Annotated in this window: 11 protein-coding genes; 7 read left to right on the forward strand and 4 right to left on the reverse strand. The window is 38.1% G+C overall.

All coding sequences use genetic code 11. The features are described 5' to 3' along the window. The first annotated feature begins 1 nt into the window (after position 1). From AOLE_RS06040 to AOLE_RS06055, 4 genes are all read left to right on the forward strand, one after another. Positions 2–622 carry a TetR/AcrR family transcriptional regulator gene (locus AOLE_RS06040; RefSeq protein ID WP_013197265.1) on the forward strand — a complete coding sequence of 207 codons (621 nt, stop codon included), beginning with the start codon at positions 2–4 and terminating at the stop codon, positions 620–622. An 82-nt stretch (positions 623–704) separates the two neighbouring features. Beyond that, the gene (locus AOLE_RS06045; protein WP_013197266.1) at positions 705–1,829 is read left to right on the forward strand and encodes an efflux RND transporter periplasmic adaptor subunit; all 1,125 of its coding nucleotides are present in this window, start codon (positions 705–707) and stop codon (positions 1,827–1,829) included. Further along, a complete protein-coding gene (locus AOLE_RS06050) occupies positions 1,826–4,891 on the forward strand; it encodes an efflux RND transporter permease subunit (RefSeq protein ID WP_013197267.1) in 3,066 nt (1,021 codons plus the stop codon). Before AOLE_RS06045 ends, AOLE_RS06050 begins: the two co-directional genes overlap by 4 nt. A 39-nt stretch (positions 4,892–4,930) precedes the next feature. Further along, on the forward strand, positions 4,931–5,737 hold the full coding sequence (locus tag AOLE_RS06055) for an oxidoreductase (RefSeq protein ID WP_013197268.1): 807 nt from the start codon (positions 4,931–4,933) through the stop codon (positions 5,735–5,737). 58 nt (positions 5,738–5,795) lie between these two features. On the opposite strand, the gene AOLE_RS06060 is transcribed toward AOLE_RS06055, so the two are convergent. Then, positions 5,796–6,170, reverse strand: a complete 375-nt coding sequence (locus AOLE_RS06060; RefSeq protein ID WP_013197269.1) for a winged helix-turn-helix transcriptional regulator — start codon at positions 6,168–6,170, stop codon at positions 5,796–5,798. A 109-nt stretch (positions 6,171–6,279) separates the two neighbouring features. Here AOLE_RS06060 and AOLE_RS06065 point away from each other — a divergent pair, with 109 nt between their 5' ends. Beyond that, positions 6,280–7,029: an NADPH-dependent F420 reductase gene (locus AOLE_RS06065; protein ID WP_013197270.1), complete on the forward strand. Its 750-nt coding sequence runs from the start codon at positions 6,280–6,282 to the stop codon at positions 7,027–7,029. Positions 7,030–7,153: 124 nt separating this feature from the next. Here the strand turns inward: AOLE_RS06065 and AOLE_RS06070 are convergent, their stop codons facing one another. Both AOLE_RS06070 and AOLE_RS06075 read right to left on the reverse strand, forming a co-directional pair. Then, positions 7,154–7,627, reverse strand: coding sequence for a hypothetical protein (locus AOLE_RS06070; RefSeq protein ID WP_013197271.1), 474 nt, complete (start codon positions 7,625–7,627; stop codon positions 7,154–7,156). Between the two features lie 118 nt (positions 7,628–7,745). Then, positions 7,746–8,831, reverse strand: a complete 1,086-nt coding sequence (locus AOLE_RS06075) for a hypothetical protein (RefSeq protein ID WP_013197272.1) — start codon at positions 8,829–8,831, stop codon at positions 7,746–7,748. 242 nt (positions 8,832–9,073) lie between these two features. Here AOLE_RS06075 and AOLE_RS06080 point away from each other — a divergent pair, with 242 nt between their 5' ends. Next, positions 9,074–9,697 (forward strand): TetR/AcrR family transcriptional regulator, encoded by a 624-nt coding sequence (locus tag AOLE_RS06080; protein WP_013197273.1) that lies wholly within the window; start codon positions 9,074–9,076, stop codon positions 9,695–9,697. Between the two features lie 16 nt (positions 9,698–9,713). Here the strand turns inward: AOLE_RS06080 and AOLE_RS06085 are convergent, their stop codons facing one another. Then, entirely contained in the window at positions 9,714–10,733 is a 1,020-nt protein-coding gene (locus AOLE_RS06085) for an AraC family transcriptional regulator (protein ID WP_023274169.1), read from the reverse strand. A gap of 107 nt (positions 10,734–10,840) precedes the next feature. Between AOLE_RS06085 and AOLE_RS06090 the strand changes: the two genes are divergently transcribed. Then, a complete protein-coding gene (locus tag AOLE_RS06090) occupies positions 10,841–13,081 on the forward strand; it encodes a fatty acid desaturase (protein ID WP_013197275.1) in 2,241 nt (746 codons plus the stop codon). Positions 13,082–13,182: the final 101 nt, after the last annotated feature.

Here is a 13,182-nt window from a genome sequence, read left to right on the forward strand (position 1 = left end):
TATGAGTAAAGAAAAAAGTAGTTATCCAGTTTCAAAGCGAGGACCGGAAGATCATGAGGTAAGGGACCAAATCGTGGTTGCTGCTACAGAGCATTTCAGCCGCTATGGTTATGAGAAAACTACAGTTTCTGATCTTGCAAAATCTATAGGCTTTTCTAAAGCTTATATTTATAAATTTTTTGAATCTAAACAGGCGATTGGCGAGATGATTTGTGCCAATTGTTTGCGTGAAATTGAAGATGAAGTTAATGCTACCATTCAAGAAGCTGAATATCCTGCTGAAAAATTGAGAGTGCTTTTTAAAGTAATTGTGGAAGGGAGCCTTCGTTTATTTTCTCAAGATCGTAAGCTCTATGAAATTGCAGTTTCTGCAGCCTCTGAGAAATGGGATGCTACGGTTGCTTATGAAAATCGAATTCTTAAAGTACTACAAAATATTATTCAAGAAGGTCGTCAAACTGGTGATTTTGAAAGAAAAACACCAATTGATGAAGCAGTTAAGGCTATTTATTTAGTTATGAGACCTTATCTACATCCATTACTTTTACAACATAGCATTTCATATAACGCTGATGCTCCAGTGTTGCTTTCTAGTCTTGTGCTGAGAAGTTTATCGCCATAATAAATTTGTGACTATTGACTAAATTAGTCACTTGATTAAAAATGAGTCTCCTGATTAATTTCTTCAAGGGGGGGACTCTAATATGCGTTATCGTCGCCTTATTCCATTTGCTGCAATATATTTATTTCCTTTTTTCTTGCTAGGTTGTGCTGAAAATACACAATCTGACCCCCGTACTTCGGCACCATTGGTACGAGTCGCAACTGTGCAAGAAGAAATTACTTCTGACTCAAGAGCATTTACAGGCACGATAGGCGCACGGGTAGAAAGTGATCTTGGTTTTCGTGTCTCTGGTAAAGTAATCAAACGGTTTGTTGAAGCCGGTCAGACGGTAAAACGCGGACAGTTACTGATGCGTATTGATCCGGTTGATTTGGAACTTGCTGCCAAAGCTCAGCAAGAAGCTGTAGGCGCAGCCAAAGCACGTGCTGAACAAGCAGAAAAAGATGAAGCTCGATATCGTGATTTGCGTGGAAGTGGAGCTATATCTGCTTCCGCCTATGATCAGATTAAGGCAGCAGCAGATACGGCGAGAGCACAACTAAGTTCAACGCAAGCTCAAGCTAAAGTCGCATTAAACGCCAGTCACTATGCCGACTTAACAGCCGATGGTGATGGCACAATTATGGAAACACTGGTTGAACCGGGGCAAGTCGTAAGCGCGGGTCAAACAGTAATTCGTTTAGCTCATTCTGGTCAAAGAGAAGCAGTTATTCAGCTTCCCGAGACTTTACGCCCTGCAATAGGAGCTATTGGTCAAGCCACTCTCTTTGGTAAAGAAAATATCAGTGTCCCAGCTAAGCTTAGACAGTTATCAAATACAGCAGATCAACTCACTCGTACTTTTGAAGCACGTTTTGTATTAGACGGAGATTTGGCAAACGCTCCTTTAGGTTCAACCGTTACTGTACGTATTGGAGCTCAAAATCAGAGTTCACAACATTTTTTACAAGTACCGATTGGTTCACTACTTGATAAAGGAAAGGGAGCAGGAGTATGGGTAATTAATGGAAAAACTCAGAAAGTAACGTGGCGTTCTGTTGTTGTAAAACAGGTTGATGATGAATATGCGTATGTAACTGGCAATATTCAGAGTGGAGATCAAATTGTTGCTCTAGGTGCGCATTTACTTCGAGAAGGCGAGTTAGTCCGTATTGCATCACAGGCAAATAATCCTTCAATTGAAAATGAAGGAGGACACTCATGAGTGAGAAAGGTTTTAACCTGTCAGCTCTTGCTGTTCGTGAACGGGGTATCACTCTATTCCTGATTTTTCTAATTTCAATTGCAGGCATTGTTGCATTTTTTAAATTAGGTCGAGCTGAAGACCCAGCCTTTACAGTTAAGGTCATGACCATTGTGACTGCTTGGCCCGGTGCAACTGCCCAAGAAATGCAAGATCAAGTTGCTGAAAAAATCGAAAAACGGATGCAAGAGCTGCGTTGGTATGATCGAACAGAAACCTATACAAGGCCTGGGCTAGCTTTTACGACACTAACCTTACTTGATAGCACACCTCCATCTCAAGTTCAGGAGGAGTTTTATCAAGCGAGGAAGAAAGCAAATGATGAAATAAGCAATTTACCTTCAGGGGTAATTGGGCCACTTGTTAATGATGAATATGCGGATGTAACTTTTACTTTATATGCTTTGAAGGCAAAAAATGAAGCACAAAGATTGTTGGTGCGTGATGCAGAAACGATTAGACAGCAGCTACTTCATGTCCCTGGGGTAAAAAAGGTCAATATTATTGGCGAGCAACCTGAACGTATCTATATTGAATTTTCACATGAGCGCTTGGCAACACTAGGCGTAAATCCACAAGATGTGTTTGCTGCACTTAATAATCAGAATGTACTTACTCCAGCTGGTTCTATTGAGACCAAAGGTCCTCAAGTTTTTGTCAGATTGGATGGTGCTTTTGATAAGTTACAAAAAATTCGAGACACACCTATAACTGCTCAAGGTCGTACCTTGAAATTGTCAGATATTGCGACTGTTAAACGTGGTTATGAAGATCCTGCAACATTCATTATTCGTAATGATGGAGAACCTGCTTTATTGCTAGGTGTAGTCATGCGTGAAGGGTGGAATGGATTAGATCTTGGTAAAGCATTAGAGAACGAAGTTGGCTCAATCAATGAAGATTTACCCCTTGGTATCAGCTTAAATAAGGTGACCGATCAAGCGGTAAATATTAGCTCGTCGGTAAATGAGTTCATGATTAAGTTCTTTGCAGCATTACTTGTGGTGATGTTTGTAAGCTTTATCAGCATGGGATGGCGAGTTGGACTTGTTGTTGCTATGGCTGTACCTCTCACATTGGCTATTGTTTTTGTGGCGATGTTGGCAACGGGCAAAAACTTTGACCGAATTACACTGGGCTCTCTTATTCTTGCCTTAGGACTCTTGGTTGATGATGCCATTATTGCCATTGAAATGATGGTCGTCAAAATGGAGGAAGGCTTTAGCCGAATAGCTGCATCTGCTTATGCATGGAGCCACACCGCAGCACCTATGCTTTCTGGAACATTAGTCACAGCTGTTGGATTTATGCCAAATGGCTTTGCCCGATCTACGGCTGGTGAATATACCAGCAATATGTTTTGGATTGTCGGCATAGCCCTTATTGCTTCATGGATTGTTGCAGTCGTTTTTACACCTTATTTAGGTGTGAAGATGTTACCTGATTTTAAAAAAGTCGAAGGTGGACACCATGCAATTTATGACACCCCCCGATATAACCGTTTCCGTCAAATTCTTGAACGTGTGATTGCGCGTAAATGGCTTGTTGCTGGTAGTGTTATCGGATTATTTGTTTTGGCAATAGGCGGAATGACATTGGTGAAAAAACAATTTTTTCCAATCTCTGACCGACCTGAAGTACTTGTTGAAGTACAAATGCCTTACGGTACATCGATTACGCAAACTAGCGCTACTACAGCCAAAGTTGAAGCTTGGTTATCTAAGCAAAATGAAGCAAAAATTGTGACATCGTATATTGGTCAAGGCGCTCCTCGGTTTTATTTATCCATGGGACCTGAGTTACCAGACCCATCCTTTGCCAAGATTGTGATACGAACTGACAATCAAGAAGAGCGGGAAGCCTTAAAACATCGCTTAAGACAAGCTGTTTCAAATGGGCTTGCTTCTGAAGCGCAGGTGCGTGTTACACAACTGGTCTTTGGACCATATTCACCCTATCCAGTGGCTTACCGTGTGACAGGGCCAGACCCAGAAAAATTGCGTGTAATTGCAGCTCAGGTTCAGCACGTTATGAATGCTAGCCCAATGATGAGAACTGTAAATACCGATTGGGGAACTCGTACACCAGCCCTTCATTTCACATTACAGCAAGATCGCCTACAAGCAGTTGGTCTCACCTCAGCTTCAGTGGCACAGCAACTACAATTTTTGTTAACAGGTATTCCGATAACATCTGTACGCGAAGATATTCGTACAGTACAAGTTGTTGCTCGTTCTGCGGGTGATATAAGACTGGATCCTGCAAAAATTGGTGATTTCACACTCACTGGGGCAAATGGACAACGTATTCCTCTGTCACAAATTGGCAAGATTGAAGTGCGGATGGAAGAGCCTGTTATACGCCGTCGAGATCGCGTACCAACAATAACCGTTCGTGGAGATATTGCTGAAGGATTGCAACCACCAGATGTATCTACAGCAATTACCAAACAGCTTCAGTCAGTTATAAAAAATCTACCAAAGGGCTATCGCATCGTTGAAGCGGGTTCTATTGAAGAGTCGGGTAAAGCCACTAAAGCTATGCTTCCTATTTTCCCGATCATGTTGGCAATGACTTTGCTCATTATCATTCTTCAGGTGAGATCTATAGCTGCAATGATTATGGTGTTTCTCACCAGTCCATTGGGATTAATCGGTGTGGTACCGACGCTTCTATTATTCCAGCAGCCTTTTGGTATCAATGCCTTAGTTGGGTTGATTGCATTGTCTGGAATTTTAATGCGAAACACACTCATCTTGATTGGTCAAATTCAGCAAAACAAGCAAGCTGGACTCGATCCGTTGGATGCTGTTGTGGAAGCAACAGTACAACGTGCCAGACCCGTCATATTAACGGCTTTGGCTGCTATTTTGGCTTTTATTCCTCTGACTCATTCGGTGTTTTGGGGAACGCTAGCTTATACATTGATTGGTGGAACACTGGCTGGAACCATTTTAACTTTGGTTTTCTTGCCGGCTATGTACTCAATCTGGTTCAAAATCAGAGTCAAACCAACAGCTTAACCATCAGATTCTTAAGTTTAAAAATTATTCGGAGTTCATATGTCAAACTCACAAGTAGTGGTAATTACCGGTGTTTCATCAGGAATTGGTCAAGTCACAGCAGAAAAATTTGCTAAAAAAGGCCATAAAGTATTTGGAACAGTCAGAAATAAAGTCAAAGCCCAACCTATTGAAGGGGTTGAGCTCATTGAAATGGATGTGTCTGATGAGGACTCTGTCCAACTTGGGATTCATTCTATTATTGATAAGGCTGGGCGTATTGATATCTTAATTAATAATGCTGGAGCAAGCCTGACTGGGGCAATAGAAGAGACCTCTATAAAAGAAGCAGAATTTTTATTTAATACGAATGTATTTAGTATTCTTCGTACGATACAAGCGGTATTGCCATATATGCGAATACAACATTATGGAAGAATCATAAATATTAGCTCGGTATTGGGTTTTCTTCCTTCACCTTATATGGGGGTATATTCTGCAACTAAACATGCAGTTGAAGGATTATCCGAATCTTTAGATCACGAGCTTCGTCAATTTGGGATTCGCGTGACATTGGTGCAACCTTCTTTCACCAAAACCAATCTAGATAAAAACGCACCTGTAGTAAGTTCTAAAATTCCTGAATATGACAATGAACGTAATTTAGCTACACAGGCTATATCGAATCAGATTAATCATGGATCCCAACCAGATGCTGTTGCAGATACGATCGTTACAGCGGCATTGAATGATTGGCAAATGCGTCGCACACCATCTGGACAGGCGTCTTTGTTAAGTAAGTTACGTCGCTTCATGCCAAGTGGCCCTGTTGATAAGAGCATTAGAAAGACTTTTGGGTTGAAATAACTTATTCATTATTTTTAATATTATAAAATCTAAGCATAAATTTTATGCTTAGATTTTATTACTTTGAGTCGCTATTTAATTTTTGATTTTTAAATTCTGCCCATTCAATAAGTGCTTCCATTGAAGGACCAAGTGCTAATCCTATTTCACTAAGCTCATATTCAACTTTAGGGGGAACTTGTGGATAAACAGTACGTTTAATAATCCCATCTTGTTCTAATTGTTTAAGCTGCTGAATCAACATTTTCTGATTAACACCTTCGATAAGTTTTTCTAATGCAGAGAAACGTAGGGGTTGTTTAGCTGCAAAAAGTTGACAAAGGATAATTATTTTCCATTTTCCTTCAATAGCTTTAAGGGCTTCAGAGGTGATTTTTGCCCATACTATCCGCTGTTGAGGATCTTCACAATTCCAGTCACGTGCTGCTTTCATACTTACCTTTTAGGAATATACTTACTTTTTTGTGTGTACTTCCTATTATCTCAGCTTGTCTTTAAACTTAAAAGTGTTAACTGTATTAAATTTCTCAAAAGGCTGATATATGAAAATAGGTATTGTTGGAGTTGGTAATATTGGAAAGACCCTTGCACGTCTTTTAAAGGAAGCAGGTCATACTATATATGTTGCGAATTCTAGAGGTGTGGACGGGGTAAGAAAAATTGCGGATGAAATAAACGTAGAAGCAGTCGATATATATGGAGCTGTTAATTCTTCAGATGTTATTATTTTATCAATTCCTTTCCCAGCTATAAAAGAATTACCAACAGATTTATTTTACTCAGCAGCTACAGACAAAGTAATTATAGATACCAGTAATTATTATCCTGATTTCCGTGATCCGCATATTAAAGAAATTGATGATGGAATGACAGAAAGTGTTTGGGTATCCACGCAGATTAATCGTCCTGTTATTAAAGCTTTTAATAATATTTTAGCTTATTCACTTGCAGAATTAGGCCAAGTTGAAGGAAGTAAAAATAGATTAGCGATAGCTGTTGCTGGAGATAGTGTACCTTCAAAAGATGTTGTTATGAGCCTTGTTAATGACATAGGTTTTGACCCTGTAGATGCAGGAAGTTTGGAAGATTCTTGGAGACAACAACCATGTACGCCAGCATATTGCTGTGATTATGATCAGCAAATGATGAGGAAAGGACTCGCTATTGCTCAAAAAGGAGAGGCTCAAAAAAAGCGTGATCGTTTACCTGAACTCTTCTCAAGCTTAGGGGCTAATCCAACGCATCAGGATATTGTTCAAATGAATCGAGATTTAAATCCAATACTCGATTAACTTTTAAAGATTATTTTCTAAAACTTAATTTTATAAATATAAAGGGCTTATTTTTTATAATGATTAAATAAGCCTAATTGTTTGAATTAATAAAAATTCTCTATTTAATGGAGTCTGGTGGTAACTATCTAAGAATTAAAAATTTATTGGTAGTAAAGTTTTGAATAAATAAAGATTTTTTAAGAGGGCAGATTAATGCTTTTCGATTCATGATTCCATAAATTAAATATACATACTCTTGCGATGAACCAACTAATGCAAAAAGTTGATCTTGCTGATCAATACCAATAAGAATTTCATTGGTTAATTTTAACATATCAAAAGGTGAGGCATTTTTCTTGGCCTCAACAGATATATTGAAATTTTCAAAAGTTTTCTTGATATCAAGTAATGAATAATAGAAATTTTGCTGATTTCGTTGAGCTTGCAAATAAACAGTAATACGTTCTATATCTATTTGTTTATTGTGTTTTGCAGCAACTGCTGAAGCAAGAATAAAAGAAATGTTTGAAGTATTTGAGTCTATTGAGCCCACTTTAAGTTTAGAAATAGAACTTTGGATATTATCAGGTATATGTTTGACAGAAGCTGAGCACATATTTATTGACCTATAGACTGTGGTAGCTTGGGATGTATTCAGCCCTGCTAATAGTGGTATGAAAACCATGAGTTGTTTTAATTTAAGCGTCATATAAAAGCTTGTATAAAGTTTCTACTTAGCAAAACTTTAAGTTCCCGTAGCAGTTTTTGATGCCTATCTGTCCAGAGTCAATAGGATTAATAATTAACTCTCTACCCACTAATCCTCCTAATGCCTCGCCAAGTCCTACATCAATCCGCTGTTGTGTTTCGATATCCGTGAGTAAAACTTTAGGTAAGGAAAGCCACCATCCAGGTTGAGCGGCAACAGTATTGTCGAAAGTTCCTGTACTTATTTTTTGCCACTGGATAGCTTGTTTTTGTAAGGATAGTGATGTGTCACTAGTAGGAATTGTTCCTGCTGCATCTTGGGCTAGTAAAATTTCATGGAAACCAGACAGAGGATAATCTTTTAATGTGGCATTACTGAGAGTTAAACCTAAAGGTAGATCTAAGATACCTAATAGTTTTAGTGGACCAGTTTTAGCGACTACATTATCCAGCGTTGCTGTTGTAGAGCGGTTAAGAATAAGCGGTTTGTTATAATCATTAATATGTGCTTCTGTAGTGATTAATCCATTTTCAATCACTACATTCTTAAGAACAGTATTCGTAAGTGTTAAATTCAAATCACCAGATAAAAAGTTAATTCCTCCTGTGTCATCAGCTAATGTTGTTAAATCTGTATTTGATCCCAATCCAAGTTTGCCTAATATGCCTAATGCCCCAAGTCGAAAGCCAACAATTTCTCGAGTAGAAGCACTGTTCGGCGATTTGATAGCAAACTCGATAAAAGGATTAGTAATAACGGCATCTGATCCTGCATAGCTACCATTTACGGGGAGGACACCTGCTAAACTAATATTTTCAATATCAATGTCACAACCTACTCCTTTAGTCCCACCGCAACCTAACTGTAAACTTTTAATATTTGCATTTAACTCTACTTGTGCTTCCATTCCGAGACGATAAAAACCTACATCTGTATTTGGATTACCATTTTGATTAGCTGCAATATTGGTTAGATTAAATAATGCTTGACCAGTTACACCAGATAAACTCTTATCATCTAAGAGGTTGAGTTCTGCTTTTACAAGTGAACTGACCAACATCAATGGTATTGTAAATAACAAAGCCTGTTTTATACTTCTAAAATTGTTCATATCAGTTCCTTTGCTTAAAGATGATTTAGCTCAAAGGAAAGTTTGCATTTCTTTATAAGCTCAATACTCTTTTGTTTTCATAGGCCTAGTATTATTAATGTCCTTTCCTAGGCAATATGGATATTTATAAGCAGCTCTATTGAACGGGAATTATGATTTGCTCTTTTGTGTGAATTAAACAACAATAAAGCATAATGTGTTCGGTGCACACATTATGCTTATAATATGTGTGCGGTGTCAACATGTCTTCTATACAATCTCAAAAATCAAATTATCATCATGGAAATGTGCGTGAAGAATTATTAGATGCAGGATTAGCTCACCTAAAAAATAGTGATGCTGAGAGCCTTAGCTTTCGAGAAATGGCGAGACAAATTGGGGTAAGCGGAAATGCGGTATATCGGCATTTCGAAAATAAAGAGAGCTTTTTAGCAGCATTGGCAGCAAAAGGATTTCAGCTCTTGCAAGAGGAGCAAAGCCAAACGTTGCAAGATGCTAATTCTCAGCCAGAGGCGTTAAAATTATTTGGTTTAGCCTATATTAACTTTGCAAAAAATAATCGAAATCTCTTTGCCTTGATGTTTAATCCTGACTTACAAAAGAATGAAGCACTTGAGTTAAAAGAGGCAGTGGGTAATACATATACTCAGTTACATCAACTAACTGCTTCAATATTAGGTGTGGATGAAAATGACGCTCAAGTTGAAGTATTAGCAATGTTGAGTTGTAGCCTTGTACATGGCCTATCTCATCTTTTATTAGAAGGGCGTTTGGCTGAATCAGAAGAAAAAGCGAATAATTTAGTCTTATTAATTATGAATTACGCTACGAGTTTGCTTACTGGAGCTGGTGTGGATAAGCATTAAAATATTAAATATAAATTTATTTTTGCCACCTAAAATTTCGGGGAGAAATGCCTTTCCAACGTTTAAAGGCTCTGGAAAATGCTGAAACTTCGGAATAGCCCAATTGAATGGCAACTTCTTCAACTGTTAAATTGGTGGTTTTGAGTAAGTCTTCGGCTAAGTCTTTACGAATGTCATCTATAAGCTGTTCATAGGTAACTTCTTCAATTGCGAGATGACGTTGTAATGTTCTGAGGTTGACCTGAAGATGGGCTGCCATTTCATCAATTCTGGGCATTTGTGAGGGTTGTTGGAGTAAAATATTTCTGACTTTTTGGCTATAGCTGCCTAGAGAACTTCTTCGCGTCCAAAGTTGTTGGCATTCTTCTTCATATCGTGCACGAATAAATGGGTCTGCTTGAGGTAATGGTAAATCAAGCAAACTGCTTTCAAAGATAATACAGCTACGTGGTTGATTAAATTGAATTGGATATCCCGTTAATTCGGGAAATTTATCGGCATACACAGGTGCAGGTAAAGCAATATTAATGCTCATTACAGGAAACTGTATAGGCAAGACATCTCGTTGAATTGATATAACAGTTATAAGATCTCTTTCAACCAGAAAACACGCTAAGTCATCTGGTAATTGACTATGATCAAAAATCAGTAATGTATATATATCTTCCTGAATAACTTCTAAATTGCAAAAAATAGAACTAAGTTGAAAGTATCGCATAGCAAAATGTAAGGCTTCTTTCATTGTCTGACTACTAAGAATTGCAAAACCCCATGCACCAAATGTGGTTGTATGGTGCCTTAGACCTGCTTCTATACTTAAGGGAAGTGTAGGATCTAGTAGTTTAAGTAAGTTTCGAATAACTAAAAATTCTTGTTCTGCTTTTACCTCAAAGTTAGGTTGCGACAAATCATCCAAAGAAATATGCGTGTTTTCAATACAACTTTCAGGTGTTAAACCATATTGCTGACCTATCATAAGCAATATGCGAATAGCACTGATACTGCGAGGAAAATCCCAATATAATTGTATAGACATGCTTTATGTGTCATGAAATGTCAAGTTTGGTAGTATAAAGTCATTCTGCTAATGTTCAAAACTTTATATCTTTTCGGATAGGATCAAATCCGATAGGGATATATAAAATGCTAAATAATAAAGACGGCAAGCACGAAAGTTTAACGGCAGCTTTAAAAGCTTTATATGATCAAACTAAAGCAAAAGTTGGTGATGCAGACCTGGAACATATCAGAAATGTTGCCGCTTACTCTCAAGCTATTAAAGCGCGTAGTAATGAGTTGATCCAACAAGGTGGAAAACCTAATGCCATAATGCGTGGTGCGATATTAGGTGCATTGCATACATTACTTGAGTTTTCTGAACTTGGTCATAACATCATGCATGGTAGTTATGATCATTTGCCAAATGCAGGTTCTTTCCATTCTGAACGGTGGGTTTGGAATTTTATGGTGGATCCTTATGAATGGCGTGTGATGCATCATCAAAATCACCATCCTTTTACTAATATCGTTGGCGTAGACCATGATTTGGGATATTCCTTTTTACGTATTAAGCCAGGTCAGCCATGGTATGGTCACCATACTTTGCAACTTCCACTGTTGTGGGTTTTATTATTAACAACACCTAATCTTGTATTTTCTCTTTTTACTGGAGCATCAGCCGCTAAAACAGAAGGGCGTAAAGTACTTAGTCGAACCACCATTGAACAAACCTTAAAACTGACAAAAAAATATATTGCTCAGCATTTTTGGAAAGATCCTCTTTCGGTCTCTCCTCATCGGATATTGCCGACATTTTTTGGTAATTATCTGAGTACAGTTTTAGGATATGATTTGACTGTTGCAGTATTATTTCTGGAACACCATTCGCCCAATGTTGAGTTATTTAGTGACCCGGGATTGAGTGAAACAGAAGAAGAGTATTTTCGCCGTCAAATTTTAGCAACAAGTAATTTTACGCCTTATGCCCAACTTGATAATTATTTTAAAACATTGTTGGAAGAGGAAGTTAAATTCGATAATCCACCTACATTTGATGTGTTTTATGGCGGATTGGACACCCACTTAGAGCATCATTTATTTCCAGACTTACCATGTAATCGTCAAAGAGAAATCCAGCCCTTTGTTAAAGAAATCTGTTTGCAGCATGGCTTACCTTACAATGTTATGTCTCTTGAAGATGTTGTGCCAGATATGATGGTCAATGTACTCAAATTGGCGAGTCCTGTAGGCGAGCAAGAAAGAGGAAATTTTTTTAAAATCCTAAAAAATCCTAAGGAGTTATTACGTCGAGTTGTATATGGAGCCCAATATAAACTGCCAGATAACATGACGTATTTAAATAAGCCTCGTTTTTATAATGTACCTGTTAAGGTCCTTGCTGTTTTTCCGCAAGCAGGAAATCAGGCATTAATGATACGTTTTGAAAAACCTCAAGGATGGGAGGGCGTAACTTGGGAAGCTGGTGCATTTATTTCCGTACGGGTTGACGTCGAAGATGAAAGTCTGGTTCGACAATATAGTTTGTTAAGAGATAGTCACGAGGCTGATAATTGTTTGGAAATTGCTGTCAAACGTGTAGAGGGCGGACGTGTTTCGAATTATATCAATGATCATATTAAGAAAAATTCACATATGATTTTGGTAGGAGTACCGCAGGCCTCTCCCGATTTTATAATGAAAGAAGTACCTAAACAGATCATTTTTCTTGCGGGCGGTGTTGGTATTACACCAATTTTGAGTATGTTACGTAAGGCACGACGTGAAGCTCCACATAGCCAAGTTAAGTTACTTTATTTTAACCGTAATGAGAGATCTATTATTTTTGAACATGAATTACGTGAAGTTGCCAACTTATCTGGTTTTGATGTGCATTTTATATGTAATGAGATAGACCCTAATTATCCAATTACAGGGCAGATGTATCAGGCGAAACTAAGTGCTGAATTACTAGCTAAAGTTGTTCCCGATATAACAGCACATGAAGTGTATGTTTGTGCTCCACCAGGATTTATTACTGCCTCAAAATCTATGTTACTGGATTTAGGATTACCTGAAATACAATTTCATACAGAGAGTTTTACACCTCCGGTAGTAGAGCATCCAACTGATGGTAAAGATCATGTTATTCACTTTGCACGGAGTGGTATTGAGATTGTGGTTGATGGCGGGACAACGCTATTAGAAGCTGCACGTTTGGCTGGCGTTAATATTCCATCGGGATGTGAAAGAGGGTTATGCCGTGCTTGTGTCTGTAATAAGCTACAAGGTGTTACTACTTTAGATCAATACAAGGCACAACCAGATTTACGAATTACCACCTGCAACAGTTTGCCTCGTTCGGATAAGTTGGTACTAGATATTTAACATCTTTGAATATGGAATTATTAATTTTTACTTTAAAGCTTAAGAGTTAATCACCACAATAATAAAAACCAGCGTATGGCTTGCTACGCTGGTTCCCAATA

It is taken from the genome of Acinetobacter oleivorans DR1 (assembly GCF_000196795.1).
Classification (GTDB): domain Bacteria; phylum Pseudomonadota; class Gammaproteobacteria; order Pseudomonadales; family Moraxellaceae; genus Acinetobacter; species Acinetobacter oleivorans.